Consider the following 15090-nt stretch of genomic DNA (forward strand, 5'->3'; position numbering starts at 1 on the left):
TACTTTGATAAAATGGCTAATATGGAACGAAATCAAAAATCTCTCGCGGTAGTAATCCTGATGCTTATCTTCACTGTTTGGTTTTTGCATAACACCAAATTGGATTTTCATTTGATCTTCCAAAAAGACCTTCTGGCGCAGGATGAGTCTTCCAATTCCGTGGTCGAAGCCAACATTACGCGCAAATTTTTTCCGCCCATGGTTCGGGTCAATCCGCTGAATGAACAGCAGGGGAACTGGATGGAAGGACCTTACTGGCAGCATATCCCGCCCCTGTTTGCATATGTGCCTTATTTATTTTTTAAACTTGACGGGCAGGTGACGATAGAGGTCAAAAGATTATCTTATGCGTTTGTAGTTTTGCTCACAGGCTTTTTGTTCATCTGGAGCATTTATCGGTTCAAAAAAAGTTTGCTCGCAGCCGGGGCTGCAGCCTTGGCAGCATTTTTTTGGATCAGCACGCCTTTCACGCAGGAACTGATCACAGGTTATGCATTTGGGGTGTCAGATATTGTTTTGGCGTTCACCGCAGTCTGCGGATTTTCTGCAGTTCTTTGGTATCTGGAAAGAGAGCGGGAAGAACGCATTAATTATCCTTTTTGGAAACTAGCTGCTATCGGTTTGATCGTTGCTTTGCCGATCATGGCCAAAAACATACTTGGGGCAATACCGGGCGCCGCATTTTTTGGCTTGCTTTTGTGGGATAGGAAAATGATCGACAAAAAAGTTCTTGCTGCAGCCGGCTCGTTTCTGGTTTTTTTGGCGCTTTATTTTCTGCCCCTATATTTCGCCTCGCCGCAAACTTTCAAAATAGAATTCTTAGTTTCATTCCTGCATTTCAAGCAGTTGGAAGGATGGGGCAGGCCCTGGCATTGGTATGTGACGAATTATCTGCCGCAAAGATACTTGGGGCGCTGGACATGGGTTTATTATCTTGGGCTGATGCTTGGAGTGATCTTAAATTATAAATTTGAAATTATAGATCGCAAAGACAGGATTCTTCTCTGGCTGTCCGGCGGCTGGTTTATTTGGAATTTAGTCGCAATTTCCTTGGTCACGTCCAAAGTCCCGAATTTTATTTACCAAAGCTATTTGTTCAGTTTATTTTTTGTAATTTACGCCATACTCGCATTTGCGAGGAGGGCAGCGACGCGGCAATCGGCTCTCGGCAGGATAGAGGGAGCTCCGCAGTTTAGACTGCCACGCCTCGCAAGCGAGGCTCGCAGATTCGTAAACAAAGCGATAGTCGCTGGTTTGATTTTATCAATGCTTGCAACCGCCTATGAAAGCGTCAGATTTATCCAGCAATTCAAGGTACAGCGCGCGCAAGCCTACGATTATCAGACCGAGCACGAGAAATTTTATCAAACCGCGGAAGAACTGCGGACTATGGGATTGAACACAAAGGATTTAATTATCGTCCGCGTTTCTGACAATGATTGCTGGTTCCGCTACTATCCGCTGTTTTTGACAGGCACAGAGTCAAAAACTCTGCTTGAGATGAATTTTGGTTATGATCCCGATGCCATCAAGCAGCAATATTCGCGCATGTTTTTTGTGGAAAATAAATCAGAGCCCGACTTTAACGAAAACCGCCGGATAGAATTAGCCGATTATTCGCTGCTTGAATTTGATCTGGGCCAGCTGAACCCCGGCCAAATAAAAGCATTGGTTGATTCATTTGTCAGTTTTCATGCTCAGGACATCCAGCAGGATATTTTACGCATAAAAAAAGACAAGACCTCTTGCCAGTGGCTGGTTCCTGATCCGATATTGAACGCCCCGTGATCTATTCTTCAGTAACCTTATCGATAAAGCAATATTTCCAATGCTCTCCCGGCTGAAATGACCTGATCACCGGGTGTTTGGTTTTTTGGAAATGCTTGGTCGCGTGCTTGTTTTTTGACTGGTCACAGCAGCCGACATGGCCGCAAGTCAGGCAAAGCCGCAGATGAACCCATTCATCCCCGGATTTGAGGCATTCCTCACATCCTTCGGGAGTTTTGGGAACAACATCGTCGTTTGCAACCTCCAGATGTTTGCAAGTATCCATAATCATTGCTTTTACTTGGAATTTTGTTTAAAAATCCAATTGATTTCTTACAGGATTATTTTAGCATAATATTATGGCAAAGTACGGAAAAAAAGCCCAACAAAAAGTCAAGCGCGCCATCCATGAATTCAAAAGAGGCGAGCTTGAATCCGGAGTGTCGGGAAGAAAAGTAAAAAGCCGAAAGCAGGCGATCGCTATCGGTCTTTCTGAGGCGCGAAAAAGAGGAGCAAAAGTTCCCGCGCCAAAATCCCGCGGTTAGACATTTCCGAATATCCTCAAGCATTGTTGACGCTGCTTGGGTCAACTGCTATATTTTGCGTGAAAGCTTTTTGAGGGAGGGCGGCATGGCACAGATGCACTCGCCATTTCAAAACAAAGGAAGGATTAAGAAAGGCACGCCAAAAAAAACAAGCTCAAGGCCGCCCCATCAGCAGTCCCGGCGGCCGGATCAGCGAGGGTATGCTGCAGATCGAAGAGCCAACTGCGCGTCCCCCAGCCGCGGGAAGCACCAGATGCTTCGAAAAGCTTCAGCCGCGTAGCACATGTTCACACAGGCGGCGGAGTGCGGTAACTTTTCGAGCCGCAGGAGAGCGGAAACACATAACAACCAGGCATCCGGCGCTATCGGATGCTTTTTCTTTTTGCTATAATCACAAAGCAATTAATCATATTCTTATGGAAACTAATATCAAACCATGGCTTTGGCAGACTTTAGCGGTTTTATTGAGCTTGTTTTTGGCTTTAATCGTCGTGGATAAACTTTATGCTGTTTATCAGGATTTTCATCCCTCCGTTTCGAAAAATACGATCTCTATGGCCGCGGACGGAAAGGCTTCGGCAGCGCCTGACCTGGCCACGATCAATATCGGGGTTATTTCCAGCGGTTCAACCGCCAAGCAAGTGCAGGATGATATGACCGCGAAAGCGAACAGCATCACGGATTTCGCAAAACAGCAGGGGATCGATCCAAAAGACATCACAACTTCCAATTTCAGCGTTTCTCCGACCTATGATTATCAGAACGGTAAAAATACGATCAACGGCTATCAGGGCAACCAGAGCATCACCGTGAAGGTCCACGGAGTGGACAAATCTACCGATACGCTGAGCAAGATCTTGGGTGGGGCTGCGACCAATGGCAGTAATCAGATCCAGGGCGTATCGTTCAGTTTTGAAGATCCGGATAACCTGAAACAGCAGGCCCGCCTTATGGCAGTGGCTAAAGCCAGGGCGAATGCCCAGGACTTGGCTTCGGCCTCCGGGTTAACGCTGGGGAAAGTTATCAGCATCTCGGAAGGCAGTTCAAATATCCCGGGCCCGATCCCGTACGGCATAAGCCCGGGAGTAGCTGCTGATGTCAAATCATTGCCTACGATCGAGCCCGGCAGCCAGGATGTAACAGTTACCGTAAATGTTACGTTTGAAATAAAATAATTAACTGGATTTATGGAAAAACATTATGTCTGTCCGGTTTGCGGCGGTGTATCATCTACGCCCAAGAATTGTGATACCCAGGGCTGCTCCTTAAAAGGACAACCCATGAGGCTTTGCACTTGCACGGACGGCAAGCATGAAGCCGTTATCAGCGACCAGCTTTAGGCATGGAGAATCGGGAAATTGAGGTTAAATTTTTAGAGATCGACAAAGCTGTTTTGATTGAAAGACTTTTGGATTTGGGATCTCAAGACCTGGGCGAGGAGCTAATTACCGAGCAGATCTTTTATGACAAGGAAAAAAAATGGATCAGTGAACATAAGTTTATCCGCATCCGCACAACCGGCAAGGGAATTTTTCTTACATATAAGCACAAGGAAGACAGGACTGCCACAGGCACTCTTGAGATAGAATTTCAAATAAATGAGCCGGGGAAAGCCTCTGCTTTTTTGACAGCGTTGGATCTGGTCATGTTCAGAACCCAGGAAAAAAAAAGGCACAAATTCAAGCTTGGAGATATAACCGTCGATATCGACACATGGCCTAAAATCCCGACGTATGTGGAGCTTGAGGGCCCTACAGAGGAGGCAATCATGGATGCATCAAAAAAATTAGGCTTTGATTGGAGCAAAGGAGTTTTCGGCACCGCCGCGTACATAATCGAAGAGGTTTACAATATACCGGTTCGTCAGCTGCGTTATTTTACTTTTGACCGCACGGAATAAAAAAAAGCGCGAGCTTTATGCTCAGCGCTTCTTAAGTATTATGAAGCATTTTGCTATAAGGATTTACGGCCAAGTGCAGGGGATAAATTTTCGTTGGAACGCCCGGAAGCAGGCGGAAAAATTAAAGATCACCGGCTATGTCAAAAACCTGCCGGACGGCTCAGTTTTGCTGGAAGCGGAAGGAGAGCCGGCAGGCCTCGCAGAACTGGTTAAATGGTGCAAAAAAGGCCCTTGGCTGGCAAAAGTGGGGGTCTGTGGAGGTTGTTGAAGGGCCGATCCTGGGTTATAATAATTTTGAAATTAAATCTTGAACATGAAACAAAACATCAAAAGGCCTATTTATTTGATCGCGTTCACTTTTTTGGGATTTTTGCTGGGATTATTGATCGAAGCCATAGTCGAGTTTTATTATACAACCCTGCTCTTGGCGGACTTCAACCGCTACAGCTTTGGTTTGAGCTGGGCGGATCTGACCCAGATCCGGGATTTTTTTGCGGTGCTGGTCTTCCTCGCAAGCGCTTGGTGGGGATACCGCGCAGGCATATATTGGTGGCATCAAATTTACGAACTAAATAAGTACGGGAGCAAGCAATGGTTTAAAAGGGACTACACGAAAAAACTGGGTTTGGTTTACGTGATCGCGATAATCGCGGCAATCCTTTTCGTTTATGTAAGCTCAAACAGCGAACTTACAGGAAATAATCCCGCTAAATATATCAACAACCATGAAAATCACCAGCACTTCGTTTACCGAGGGGGGCAATATTCCCGAAAAATATACCTGTAAAAATCCCAATCCTGTCAATCCGGAATTGAAATTTTCCGGGGTGCCGCTTGAGACGAAAAGTCTGGCTTTGGTCCTGCATGATCCTGATGCGCCGGTAGCCGGCGGATTTACGCACTGGGTAGTTTATGACATGCCGCCCCAGACCCGGATGATCGCGGAAAATTCCGCGCCGGCGGGCATGCAGGCAAAAAACGGAGCCGGAACAAACAAATATATCGGCCCGTGTCCGCCTTCGGGAACCCACCGCTACTTTTTCAAGCTCTACGCGCTGGACACAGTGTTGGCCGCCAATTCGATCCAAAACGAAGACAATCTTATCACAGCCATGCAGGGCCATATTTTATCGGAAGCGGAACTCATGGCAAAGTTCAGCCACTAAAAAATTCGGTTAAACAATCTAAAAGCCTTCTGCTATAATAAGAGGGCTTTTAATTTATCTCATAATATGAAACTTTCTGAAAAACGCTGCGTTCCCTGCGAAGGCGGAATGCCGGCGTTCTCAAAACAAAAAACTGCCAAATATATTTCAAAAATAAACAAAGCTTGGAAGGTCGTCGGGAATAAAAAATTGCGCCGCGAGTTCAAGTTCCTTAATTTCGTTGAAACCATGGGTTTTGTGAATGAAGTTGCTCTGATCGCACAGGCAGAGGACCATCATCCTGATATGCAGATTTCGTATTCCAACGCCGTCATCGAACTCTGGACCCATGCGGTCGGAGGATTGTCGGAAAATGATTTTATTCTGGCAGCAAAGATCGATGAATTATGAGAATCGGATTTTTTGACTCGGGTTTAGGGGGTTTATACATGCTTAGAAGCATGCTCGCTAGTCGCGACATGAGCAAATACGATTATGTTTTTTTTAGGCGATACAAAGAACCTTCCTTACGGCGAGAAAAGCCAAAAACAAATTTACGCACTGACTGCCAAGGCGGTTCAGTTCTTATTTGACCAGGACTGCGGTTTGGTCATAATCGCCTGCAATACTTCTTCTGCCCAGGCCCTGCGGAAGATCCAGCAGGAATACTTGCCAAAATATTATAAGGACAGAAAAGTTCTGGGCGTGATCCGACCGACTGTCGAGCTGATCAGAACGGGAAAGGTTTGCGTTTTGGCAACCACCGGCACGGTCAGGGCGCTTGCCTACACCAGGGAGCTTAAAAAGCTAAATCCCGGCCTGAAAGTTGTTGAAGTAGCCGCTCCGGAACTGGTGCCTTTGCTTGAATCAAACCAATTAGCTAAACTTAATAAAGCAGTGGCTAAGTACTCGCAAATAGTCGCAGATCATAAAGTTAAAAATTTGATCCTTGGCTGCACGCACTACGCCGTAATTAAGGATAAATTCAGCAAAAAGCTCGGCCGAGGCATTAAATTGATCAGCCAGGATGAGATCATGCCGGCAAAGCTGGCCAATTATCTGGACAGGCATCCGGAAGTAGAAAAACGGCTTTATAAAAAACGAGAAAGAAAGTTCTATGTGACGAAGCTTAATAAAGATTTTTTGGATGCTGCCAAAAAATGGTTTGGTGAAAAAATAAATTTAAATTTGGCGAGGTATTGATATGAAACCATCACTTAAAGAATCATTATTGGTCGGTGCCGGCATTGTTGTTTTATTGGGAATATTTTTCTTTTCTAGAAAAGTAGGTCCGGTAACCCAAGTACCGACTACGCCGTCCGACCAGGCCACTGCGCCTGCACCCGCGCCTAGCTCTGTTGTTCCATCTGCTAAGCCAGACCTAAATACAACCGGCTTGGGGTTGAAGCTTCCTGCCGGATTTTCAATTGAAACTTTTGCGAAAAACCTTTCCGGAGCACGGGTGATGGTGTTCGATCCATCGGGCAATATGTGGGTTTCCAGAACTTCCAAGGGAATAGTAAGCATGCTTGAAATAAAAGACGGGAAAGTCGCTTCGCAAAATGATGTTATGCACGGCCTAAGAAACCCTCATGGTTTGGCCTTTAACCCCAGTGAGCCCAATGTTCTATATGTTGCTGAAGAAACCAAGATAAGTAAAATTTTGCTTGGCACTGAAGCTGCGCCTAAAAAAATAGCTGATCTGCCCGACTCGGGCGGCGATCATATTACACGCACGCTCGGGTTCGGGCCGGACGGCAGGCTCTATGTTTCCATCGGTTCAGCCTGTAATGTCTGCAATAATACTGATGCGCGGCGCGCGGCGGTCTCTTCCATGAAACCGAACGGCTCGGATTTCAAAAGTTTTGCCACAGGCCTGCGCAATACCGTATTTTTTATCTGGGATAAAATGGGCCGGATGTGGGGCACGGATATGGGCCGGGATAACCTCGGCGACAATGTCCCTCCGGATGAAATAAATATCATCCAAGAAGGCAAGAACTACGGCTGGCCGATCTGTTATGACGACAATATTCACGACACGAATTTTGATAAGAAGCAATATTTCAGAGACCCGTGCGCTGATTCGGTAAAGCCGCAGGTGAAGCTGCAAGCGCATTCAGCGCCATTGGGCCTGGCTTTTGTCCCGCAAAAAGGCAACTGGCCCAAAGATTATCAGGGCGATCTGATCGTGGCTTTCCATGGTTCTTGGAACCGTTCTGTAGCCACCGGTTATAAGCTCGTAAAAGTTAATTTGGATGCCAATGGCAATTATTTGGGCGTGGAAGATTTTATCACCGGCTGGGCTAAGGGAAATTCAGCTAATACTGCGCTTGGCAGGCCTGCTGGTGTACTCATGGGGGCGGATGGGGCTTTGTATGTGTCTGATGACAAGGACGGCGTGATCTACAAAATAACTCACAGCTAATGGAAATTAAGGATAAAGTTTTTATTTTGACGGGCGCCGCACGGATCGGCGTGGATGTGGCCAAGGAATTGACTGCGAGAGGAGCAAAGTTTGACCCACGACATATCTTACCACCGAATCAGACGTCGGCGATCTGAAGATCAAAGCGGACGTATCCAAACCCGACGAAGTTGCAAGAGTGGTTTCTGAAACTAAGGCAAAATTTGGCCGAATAGACGGACTGATCCACATGGCAGCGATCTACCAAAAGACCCCGTGGAAATCCTTGGCTGAAGCGGACTGGAATAAAAATATGGATGTGATCGCAAAGAGCGCGTTTCTAATGTCCAAAGCTGCCGGCGACGAGATGACGATAGGCGAAGATCATTCTTATCTCAGACTGGTCAGTTTTGACCCAGCCGTACAAAGATTATTTACCGTACAACGTGGCAAAAAGCGCCATTGAAGGTTTAACTAAATCGCTGGCCAAAGAATTGGCGCCGAAAATTATGGTCAACTGCATAGCACCCCGGCCCTATTCTGAAACCGGCGGATCTTTCGGATGCGGATAACGCAGAGGTTTTAAAAAATACCCCTCTGGGAAAATGGGGCGGCGCTCATGAGATCACTAAAGCGGTCTTGTATCTTTTGGATTCGGATTTCGTCACCGGGCAAATTTTGTACGTTGACGGCGGACGGTCGATAGCTTAAATAAATAATTTATTCCCAAGCCTAAGCCCGTTCAGGAAATCTTTTCCGGACATGGCTTTTTTCCTTCAGGCTGAAGTTCCCCCGATCAGCATGCTCCCGTCAATGCATTTGACGGCGAGCTCTCCCGAATGAACATAAATTTTCCCGGGCAATTCTATTTTCGGCTCATTGATAATTTTTGCCGATAGAATCTTTATGGTTTTTCCGTCCAGGGTAGTCCAGGTTCCGGGCTCAGGGGTTTAAGGCCCGGATCTTTTGATCGATCTCTTTGACCGAAGTGGTCCAATCGATCCTGCCCGTCAGAATGATTTAGCAGTTTTGTATAGGGTTGCCTGCGCATGAATTTGCTCCGCGGTTTTGATCTTCCCTGCGAACCAGTCAGGCAGAGTATTGCTGACCAAGTCAGCAGCGGCGGCGAGGCTTAATTGGCTTATATAAACCGGTAAAAGTTTCATTGCCTTTAAGCCTAAGAACACTTTTGGCAATGATCTGACCGTGGTCCATCTTTTCATCCATCCTAATCAGCGTGATGCCTGTTTCATTATCGCCGTTCAATATCACAGCTTGGATGGGCGAAGCGCCCCGGTATTTCGGCAAAAGGGACCCGTGGATGTTGATCGAGCCAAACTTAGGGATGTCCAGGACTTCTTTGGGAATTATTTGGCCGTAGGCTGCAACCAGCAGAAGGTCAGGCGCCAGATCTTTGATCCGCGGAAGATCATCCAGGATTTTCGCAGGTTGAACTACCGGTATCTTATTTTTTTCCGCCCAGAGCTTGATCGGCGGGGGAGTCATAATCTGCTTTCGACCTACAGGTTTATCCGGCTGAGTTATGATCAGAACAAGCTCATGATCTTTTTTGAGCATTTCTAACGTAGGAATTCCAAACTCCGTTGTGCCTGCGAATATTATTTTCACATTTTTTCATCCGGGTTGCCGGATGTTTTTCTGTTCATTTTTGAAGTGAATAAGATTCCGTCCAAATGGTCCACCTCATGCTGGATGACGCGCGCCAAGAGGCCATCCGCCTTAAAAGCGTGGTTGACGCCTTGCAGGTTCTGAGCCTCAACTTTAATATTTTCCGGGCGTTTGACCATGCCGTATATTCCGGGGATCGAAAGGCAGCCTTCTTCCATTTCCACTTTTTTCCATGATCTTCTGGAAATTTTTGGATTGATCAGAGCAAATGGAGCCAATCCCAAGTGCTCCAGATTAATGATGCAAAGTCGGATCGATTTGCCGATCTGAGGGGCAGCGAGGCCTATCCCATTTGCAGCTCTGCAAGTTGCGATCATTTCAGCAACCAGTTTTTTAACCGAAGAGTCTACATCCTTGATCAAGGATGTTTTTTTCGTCAGTATAGGGTCCGGTATTGTAACGATCTTAAGCATTTCTTTCATTATTAGATTTTTTTATCAGGAAAGCAAACAAAGCGCCGGGTTTCTTTGGCTTTTGTTCCAAGACCTCGCCGGCCAGACGGCGCAAAAAATCATGGTTGTAACTTGTGGCCATCTTCAAATAAAAACCAAAATGTTTTCTATCCGAAAATTTATTTGAAAGTTCATCCGCCAGCGCGTGGGCAGGGGAGTGGATATGCTGTTCTTTGCGCTTTTTAAGATAATCTTTTTCAACTTTCATCGGCCTAATCATAACAGAATTGTGTTATAATTTAAAGACATTATGCGCATATTCACTGCAATCCCGCTGCCTAGGCAAACCAAAGACAGCATTTCGGAAATGCTTCGCGGACGTTTACCGATCCCGTATATTAACACGACCGACCTGCACATTACCCTTAATTTTTTTGGCGAGCTGTCGGATGCGCAGGTTGAGAAGGTCAAGAACGATTTTTCCCGGTTCACAAGTGATCAAAATGGATTTCAAATTGAATTTGACTCTATCAAAAAGATCAATCACCAATTGCACCTGGCGGTAAAGCCATCAAAAGAACTTATGGAACTTCAAACAAAGATGGAAAAGGAATATGTGTCAGTTGGGTTTACATTCCAGGACCGGGCTTTCTACCCTCATGTAAAACTGGGCAACCTCCATATGGATAATGTTATGAACCGGCAGCGCAAAATGGAAAATTTTCCCAATCAGGAACTGTCAAAGGTAAATTTCCGCGCAGTAGAAATCGCCCTTTACGAAAGCAAATTATTGCTTCACCATCCCAAGCATATTTTGCTGTTGGAGTCCCACCTGGCATGAAAATAAACGTCGGCGGCGTAAATATTGACAATGTCACCAAATCAGAAGCGATCGAGAGAATTGATGGGTTCATCAAAAGCGGCGAACCTCACTACGTAGTCACGCCGTACTCGGAAATGATCGTTTTCGCCTCAAACAGCGAAAACTACCGCCAGGTTTTGAATGCGGCTGACCTGTCGCTCGCTGACGGGGTCGGAATTTTATGGGCGGCAAAATATCTCTCGCTTAAAAACACATTTTTTTCAGTGTTCATAAGTTTGGCTGCTATTGTTTTTGATCCCAATTATATCCGTTCCGTCATCCGCGAACAGATCACAGGCAGCCGCCTTATTTACGACTTGGCAGAATTAGCGCAAGAAAAAAATTATAGCGTGGCCCTAGTAGGAGGACAGGGAAATGTCGCAGCGCAAGCGGCCTATGAATTGAAAAAACTTTACCCAAACCTGAACATCAAGCTGGCGCTCTCTGGGCGGCCTTTTGACGCACAGATCGTTAAAGAGATTACCGACAGCAATTCTGATATACTGCTAGTGGCCTACTCGCCGCCGAAACAAGAGATCTGGCTGGCCCAAAACCTGCAAAATTTGAACAATAAAGTGGCAATTGGGCTGGGCGGGACATTTGACTATCTGGCGGGAATTAGGCGGCCAGCGCCTAATTTTATGCATTATACGGGTTTGGAGTGGCTATGGCGGCTGATGACGCAGCCCTGGCGCTTCAAGCGGATGTGGAACGCGGTCCCTGTTTTCATTTGGAAGATCTATATATTTAAATTAAAACATAATGCCGCAAGAAGTACGAACTAGATTTGCCCCGAGCCCGACGGGATTTCTGCATGTTGGGGTGCTGCGCACCGCTCTGTATAATTTTTTATTTGCGCGGAAAAACAACGGCAAGTTTATTTTGCGAATTGAGGATACTGATCAGAAAAGAACGGTTCCCGGAGCTTTGGAAAACATCACTCAAACTCTGACTGATTTCACTCTCGTCCCGGATGAAGGCCCGTACTGGGAAAATAGCGTCAAAGAACGCGGCGACAAAGGCCCGTACTTCCAGTCAAAGCGCTTGGATATTTATAAAAAATTTGCTGAACAGCTGGTTGAAAGCAATCATGCCTATTTTTGTTTCTGTACGACCGAGCGGTTGGAGGAGCTGCACAAACAGCAGGAAGCAGCGCATGAACCTCCAAAATATGACAAGCTTTGCCTTAAGCTTTCAAAAGAAGAAATTAAAGCTAAGCTGGAAGCAAATCAACCGCACGTTATCCGGTTAAATGTCCCGGCTGACCAAAAGATCAGGTTTACTGATCTGGTGCACGGGGAAATAGAGATTTCCAGCAACGAGGTTGATGATCAGGTGCTTTTGAAATCGGACGGATTTCCGACCTACCATTTGGCGAATGTCATCGATGACCATCTCATGGAGATCACTCATGTCATCCGCGGCGATGAGTGGATCCCTTCCACTCCTAAACATATCTTATTGTACGCGGCTTTTGGTTGGGAATCTCCTCAGTTCGTCCATTTGCCTTTGCTTCTGTCAAAGACGCGGAAAAAATTATCCAAGCGCGAGGGAGATGTGGCAGTTAAAGATTTTCTTGAGCAGGGTTATTTGCCGGAAGCACTTTTAAATTTCGTCGCACTGCTTGGCTGGAATCCGAAAACCGAACAGGAAATTTTTTCGTTACTGGAGCTGGTCCAGCAGTTCTCGCTTGATAAAATAAACAAGGCTGGCGCCGTTTTTGACCTTGATAAACTGGATTGGCTCAACAGCATATACATCAGGCGGATGAAGGTAGAAGAACTGTTCGCGCGGATCGTTCCTTATCTGGTCAAAGCGGGAATCAAAACAGCTGATTATCCGAAGGAATTCCTTGAAAAGATCCTGCTTCTGGAACAGGAACGGCTGAAGAAGCTGTCCGAGATAGGGGAGAGGGTCAAATATTTCTTTGAGGAGCCGAAATACGAGCCCGCTCTCCTGATCTGGAAAAAATCCGACAAAAAAATAATTTTGAATAATTTGGAAAGTTTGCAGATTTTCCTGCAATCTTTGCCTGCAGAAAAATTCAAGAAAGAGATTTTGGAAGCTGAAGTCAAAAAATTCATTGAGACGAATCAGCTGAAAACCGGAGAAGTGCTGTGGCCCTTGCGAGCGGCTTTAACCGGACAGCAAGCCTCGCCCGGCCCTTTTGAGATCATGGATGCTTTTGCAGTTTTGCCCGGAGGCAAAGAAATCATCATAAAACGCATAAGCAACGCAACCGAAGCCCTGTTTTAGTCTTTACAAGGTTCGTTTAATCTGCTACAATATGCGGACAATGTTCAATTATTTGAAACAAAATAACAACTCATGGAAAACATTGATTTCATGCTTGCTGATTGTTGGCGTTGTTGTGGCTTTCAGCTCAGACCCTAAAGCCGCGGGTCAGACCGCTGATGATCTGTCCCAGCAAAAACAGGACAAGCAAGCGCAGCTGGATGCAGTTCTTAAAAAGATCGCCGATTATTCCACTGAGATCAAACAGGCCCAGTCCCAGGCCAACACGCTGAAAAACGCTTTGAACATCATAAATCTTCAGATCGCGGAAACCACAGCCCAGATCGAAGCCACTTCCGACAAGATCGACGCTGCAAATCTGGAGATCGCCGATGTCACGGATAAGATCGTTCAAACCCAAGCCAGTATCGCTAAAGAAAAAACCGTCCTAAAGACCCTGGTCTCTGATATCAATGACCTGGACCAGCGCAGCCCTCTGGAAATTGCCCTGGAGAATGATAATTTTCAGCAATTTCTGGATCAGGTGCAGTATGTATCCTCTATCCAGGAGCAAAGCCAGGAGGCGCTGACGAAGATCAAGCAGCTCGAAGCTGATCTGCAGATCCGCCAGGCAGATCTAAAAGCGGAAAAATCATCACTTGATGATCTTTTGGCTCAGCTTGACCTGACCAAATCCGGTCTTGCCGACCAGAGAACCCAAAAACAGCAGATTTTGGACCAAACCAAAGGTCAGGAAAAAGCATACCAGAGACTGCTTACCGATTCACAAGGCCAGGAAGAACAACTGGCAAAAGAGATCAATGATCTTGATGACGCGATCAGCGCCAAGCTCGGCAACAAGCGCTTGTCCGCCATTCATGGACTATTGGCATACCCGATGGAAGGTACGCTGACGCAAGGTTACGGCAATACTGGTTTTACCGCCTTAGGCTATACGTTCCATAATGGGATTGACCTTGCAGGACCGCCCGGCACTCCTATTTATGCTGCCGGCGACGGGACTGTAGCCGCGACCGGCACCGGCTCAGGAGCTTACGGCAACTGGGTTGCGATCAAGCATGACACGGGAAAATTTGCAGCGCATCCGATCATAACTTTGTACGGCCATATGGAAAGCTTCCGGATGAGTACCGGCCAGACAGTAAAACTTGGCGACCTTGTCGGGTTTGAAGGCAACACGGGCAATACCACAAGGCTGCTTTACGGGCCTCATCGCGGATACCATCTGCACTTCACCGTGTTCGACGCAGACGGATTTGGAGTTGCTGACGGAGCTTACCCAAAAATCTACGGCCCATACCAGGTGCCTTACGGCGCAACATACAATCCCCTAGATTTCCTCTAAACGGTAGGGGAGAGCAAGCAAAAGCCGACCAAGAAGGTCGGCTTTATTATTTTGAAATAAAAATATAAGAAATTAAAGTGCGGCGCGCCATTTTACGACAAGAGGCTAGGGAACAGTTAAAACTTATCGTAACAATGGCGCGTACGTTATGCGACAGCTTTAAAAGAAACTAATTTATGCTGTCGCATAAGGTACATTGTGCGACTATGTCTTATTCTCGAATTAGGGCCTTTTAAGGCCTTACCCCCTAAACCCGTCGTTACCTGTTTTCCCGGCTTATATCAGAAAAGCTAACCTTATATTTTATATTTATTTCTATATCCCCTATAGAATTTTTGATAAACAAAATGGAACCGTTTATTTCATGAAACTTTGTAGCCTTATTACCTTGAAATTATAAACGTTGTATAATGCTTTACATATTATGAGGAGGTTCGGGATGAGGCGTCCAAACCTTGGCCTAAGCAGATTTGCGGGAAACGAAAGGTTGAATTCCGCCAGCAGACTGTCGGAACAAGTCCTTTGGGAGGCTGAACAACGGGCACATCCTGACGACCCTTCGGTCATCGTGCTGGAGCGAATAAAGAGGCTTTCGACGCGGGAAGGCACACTCGCGAATCTACTTCGTCAGCTGCTGACCGCAGAAGACATAAAAGACCTCGATGCCGCAATTCCGTCGCTTACCGAGCGTTGCGCACGCTCCGGCAGAAAGATCAAACGAAGCCACGTCAGGCTTACGCTATCGCAATTGAAAGAAGAAGCAGGCTTATAGTCTCAACTAT

22 protein-coding genes are annotated in these 15090 nt (G+C 46.3%); 18 read left to right on the forward strand and 4 right to left on the reverse strand.

Annotated elements, in window-relative coordinates:
• Positions 1-21: 21 nt before the first annotated feature.
• Entirely contained in the window at positions 22-1788 is a 1767-nt protein-coding gene (locus WDN47_00720; GenBank protein MEJ0021087.1) for a hypothetical protein, read from the forward strand.
• A 1-nt stretch (position 1789) separates the two neighbouring features.
• On the opposite strand, the gene WDN47_00725 is transcribed toward WDN47_00720, so the two are convergent.
• On the reverse strand, positions 1790-2053 hold the full coding sequence (locus tag WDN47_00725; GenBank protein MEJ0021088.1) for a UBP-type zinc finger domain-containing protein: 264 nt from the start codon (positions 2051-2053) through the stop codon (positions 1790-1792).
• Between the two features lie 73 nt (positions 2054-2126).
• On the opposite strand from WDN47_00725, the gene WDN47_00730 reads away from it, so the two are divergent.
• The 12 genes from WDN47_00730 to WDN47_00785 all read left to right on the forward strand — a co-directional run bounded on the left by WDN47_00730 (position 2127) and on the right by WDN47_00785 (position 8230).
• Entirely contained in the window at positions 2127-2312 is a 186-nt protein-coding gene (locus WDN47_00730; GenBank protein ID MEJ0021089.1) for a DUF6496 domain-containing protein, read from the forward strand.
• 416 nt (positions 2313-2728) lie between these two features.
• Positions 2729-3487 carry an SIMPL domain-containing protein gene (locus WDN47_00735; protein ID MEJ0021090.1) on the forward strand — a complete coding sequence of 253 codons (759 nt, stop codon included), beginning with the start codon at positions 2729-2731 and terminating at the stop codon, positions 3485-3487.
• Between the two features lie 12 nt (positions 3488-3499).
• Positions 3500-3652: a hypothetical protein gene (locus WDN47_00740; GenBank protein ID MEJ0021091.1), complete on the forward strand. Its 153-nt coding sequence runs from the start codon at positions 3500-3502 to the stop codon at positions 3650-3652.
• A gap of 2 nt (positions 3653-3654) precedes the next feature.
• A complete protein-coding gene (gene cyaB / locus WDN47_00745) occupies positions 3655-4212 on the forward strand; it encodes a class IV adenylate cyclase (protein MEJ0021092.1) in 558 nt (185 codons plus the stop codon).
• Positions 4213-4252: 40 nt separating this feature from the next.
• On the forward strand, positions 4253-4480 hold the full coding sequence (locus WDN47_00750) for an acylphosphatase (protein MEJ0021093.1): 228 nt from the start codon (positions 4253-4255) through the stop codon (positions 4478-4480).
• Positions 4481-4525: 45 nt separating this feature from the next.
• Complete coding sequence (locus tag WDN47_00755; protein ID MEJ0021094.1) at positions 4526-4999, forward strand: hypothetical protein; 474 nt, start codon at positions 4526-4528, stop codon at positions 4997-4999.
• Positions 4938-5378: a YbhB/YbcL family Raf kinase inhibitor-like protein gene (locus tag WDN47_00760; GenBank protein MEJ0021095.1), complete on the forward strand. Its 441-nt coding sequence runs from the start codon at positions 4938-4940 to the stop codon at positions 5376-5378. Before WDN47_00755 ends, WDN47_00760 begins: the two co-directional genes overlap by 62 nt.
• Before the next feature lie 66 nt (positions 5379-5444).
• On the forward strand, positions 5445-5768 hold the full coding sequence (locus WDN47_00765; GenBank protein MEJ0021096.1) for a 4a-hydroxytetrahydrobiopterin dehydratase: 324 nt from the start codon (positions 5445-5447) through the stop codon (positions 5766-5768).
• Between the two features lie 84 nt (positions 5769-5852).
• Positions 5853-6560, forward strand: coding sequence for an aspartate/glutamate racemase family protein (locus tag WDN47_00770; protein ID MEJ0021097.1), 708 nt, complete (start codon positions 5853-5855; stop codon positions 6558-6560).
• A 1-nt stretch (position 6561) separates the two neighbouring features.
• Positions 6562-7785 (forward strand): PQQ-dependent sugar dehydrogenase, encoded by a 1224-nt coding sequence (locus tag WDN47_00775; GenBank protein MEJ0021098.1) that lies wholly within the window; start codon positions 6562-6564, stop codon positions 7783-7785.
• Positions 7785-7922, forward strand: coding sequence for a hypothetical protein (locus tag WDN47_00780; protein MEJ0021099.1), 138 nt, complete (start codon positions 7785-7787; stop codon positions 7920-7922). The genes WDN47_00775 and WDN47_00780 overlap by 1 nt, the downstream gene beginning before the upstream one ends.
• Positions 7923-7924: 2 nt before the next feature.
• A complete protein-coding gene (locus WDN47_00785) occupies positions 7925-8230 on the forward strand; it encodes an SDR family oxidoreductase (GenBank protein ID MEJ0021100.1) in 306 nt (101 codons plus the stop codon).
• A 647-nt stretch (positions 8231-8877) separates the two neighbouring features.
• On the opposite strand, the gene WDN47_00790 is transcribed toward WDN47_00785, so the two are convergent.
• The 3 genes from WDN47_00790 to WDN47_00800 are packed head-to-tail and all read right to left on the reverse strand — an operon-like array spanning position 8878 to position 10113.
• The gene (locus WDN47_00790; GenBank protein ID MEJ0021101.1) at positions 8878-9393 is read right to left on the reverse strand and encodes a methionyl-tRNA formyltransferase; all 516 of its coding nucleotides are present in this window, start codon (positions 9391-9393) and stop codon (positions 8878-8880) included.
• A complete protein-coding gene (gene def / locus WDN47_00795) occupies positions 9390-9875 on the reverse strand; it encodes a peptide deformylase (GenBank protein ID MEJ0021102.1) in 486 nt (161 codons plus the stop codon). Before def ends, WDN47_00790 begins: the two co-directional genes overlap by 4 nt.
• Complete coding sequence (locus WDN47_00800; GenBank protein MEJ0021103.1) at positions 9859-10113, reverse strand: hypothetical protein; 255 nt, start codon at positions 10111-10113, stop codon at positions 9859-9861. The genes def and WDN47_00800 overlap by 17 nt, the downstream gene beginning before the upstream one ends.
• Before the next feature lie 42 nt (positions 10114-10155).
• Between WDN47_00800 and thpR the strand changes: the two genes are divergently transcribed.
• The 5 genes from thpR to WDN47_00825 all read left to right on the forward strand — a co-directional run bounded on the left by thpR (position 10156) and on the right by WDN47_00825 (position 15080).
• The gene (thpR, locus tag WDN47_00805) at positions 10156-10686 is read left to right on the forward strand and encodes an RNA 2',3'-cyclic phosphodiesterase (GenBank protein ID MEJ0021104.1); all 531 of its coding nucleotides are present in this window, start codon (positions 10156-10158) and stop codon (positions 10684-10686) included.
• Complete coding sequence (locus tag WDN47_00810) at positions 10683-11492, forward strand: WecB/TagA/CpsF family glycosyltransferase (GenBank protein ID MEJ0021105.1); 810 nt, start codon at positions 10683-10685, stop codon at positions 11490-11492. The genes thpR and WDN47_00810 overlap by 4 nt, the downstream gene beginning before the upstream one ends.
• Positions 11470-12963 (forward strand): glutamate--tRNA ligase, encoded by a 1494-nt coding sequence (gene gltX / locus WDN47_00815; GenBank protein ID MEJ0021106.1) that lies wholly within the window; start codon positions 11470-11472, stop codon positions 12961-12963. The genes WDN47_00810 and gltX overlap by 23 nt, the downstream gene beginning before the upstream one ends.
• Positions 12964-13003: 40 nt before the next feature.
• Positions 13004-14308: a peptidoglycan DD-metalloendopeptidase family protein gene (locus WDN47_00820; protein MEJ0021107.1), complete on the forward strand. Its 1305-nt coding sequence runs from the start codon at positions 13004-13006 to the stop codon at positions 14306-14308.
• Positions 14309-14747: 439 nt separating this feature from the next.
• The gene (locus WDN47_00825) at positions 14748-15080 is read left to right on the forward strand and encodes a hypothetical protein (GenBank protein ID MEJ0021108.1); all 333 of its coding nucleotides are present in this window, start codon (positions 14748-14750) and stop codon (positions 15078-15080) included.
• The last annotated feature ends 10 nt before the right edge of the window (positions 15081-15090 follow it).

This window comes from Candidatus Doudnabacteria bacterium, from assembly GCA_037200925.1.
In the GTDB taxonomy this organism is placed as follows: Bacteria; Patescibacteriota; Doudnabacteria; order UBA920; family O2-02-FULL-48-8; genus JBDTSL01.

Coding starts and splice junctions, on each gene's coding strand:
- WDN47_00750 (MEJ0021093.1), top strand. CDS start 4,253: ATGAAGCATTTTGCTATAAGGATTTACGGCCAAGTGCAGGGGATAAAT.
- WDN47_00720 (MEJ0021087.1), top strand. CDS start 22: ATGGAACGAAATCAAAAATCTCTCGCGGTAGTAATCCTGATGCTTATC.
- gltX (MEJ0021106.1), top strand. CDS start 11,470: ATGCCGCAAGAAGTACGAACTAGATTTGCCCCGAGCCCGACGGGATTT.
- WDN47_00765 (MEJ0021096.1), top strand. CDS start 5,445: ATGAAACTTTCTGAAAAACGCTGCGTTCCCTGCGAAGGCGGAATGCCG.
- WDN47_00800 (MEJ0021103.1), bottom strand. CDS start 10,113: ATGAAAGTTGAAAAAGATTATCTTAAAAAGCGCAAAGAACAGCATATC.
- WDN47_00780 (MEJ0021099.1), top strand. CDS start 7,785: ATGGAAATTAAGGATAAAGTTTTTATTTTGACGGGCGCCGCACGGATC.
- WDN47_00760 (MEJ0021095.1), top strand. CDS start 4,938: ATGAAAATCACCAGCACTTCGTTTACCGAGGGGGGCAATATTCCCGAA.
- WDN47_00730 (MEJ0021089.1), top strand. CDS start 2,127: ATGGCAAAGTACGGAAAAAAAGCCCAACAAAAAGTCAAGCGCGCCATC.
- WDN47_00755 (MEJ0021094.1), top strand. CDS start 4,526: ATGAAACAAAACATCAAAAGGCCTATTTATTTGATCGCGTTCACTTTT.
- WDN47_00735 (MEJ0021090.1), top strand. CDS start 2,729: ATGGAAACTAATATCAAACCATGGCTTTGGCAGACTTTAGCGGTTTTA.
- WDN47_00740 (MEJ0021091.1), top strand. CDS start 3,500: ATGGAAAAACATTATGTCTGTCCGGTTTGCGGCGGTGTATCATCTACG.
- WDN47_00770 (MEJ0021097.1), top strand. CDS start 5,853: ATGTTTTTTTTAGGCGATACAAAGAACCTTCCTTACGGCGAGAAAAGC.
- WDN47_00775 (MEJ0021098.1), top strand. CDS start 6,562: ATGAAACCATCACTTAAAGAATCATTATTGGTCGGTGCCGGCATTGTT.
- WDN47_00725 (MEJ0021088.1), bottom strand. CDS start 2,053: ATGGATACTTGCAAACATCTGGAGGTTGCAAACGACGATGTTGTTCCC.
- WDN47_00810 (MEJ0021105.1), top strand. CDS start 10,683: ATGAAAATAAACGTCGGCGGCGTAAATATTGACAATGTCACCAAATCA.
- def (MEJ0021102.1), bottom strand. CDS start 9,875: ATGAAAGAAATGCTTAAGATCGTTACAATACCGGACCCTATACTGACG.
- WDN47_00820 (MEJ0021107.1), top strand. CDS start 13,004: ATGTTCAATTATTTGAAACAAAATAACAACTCATGGAAAACATTGATT.
- WDN47_00825 (MEJ0021108.1), top strand. CDS start 14,748: ATGAGGCGTCCAAACCTTGGCCTAAGCAGATTTGCGGGAAACGAAAGG.
- thpR (MEJ0021104.1), top strand. CDS start 10,156: ATGCGCATATTCACTGCAATCCCGCTGCCTAGGCAAACCAAAGACAGC.
- cyaB (MEJ0021092.1), top strand. CDS start 3,655: ATGGAGAATCGGGAAATTGAGGTTAAATTTTTAGAGATCGACAAAGCT.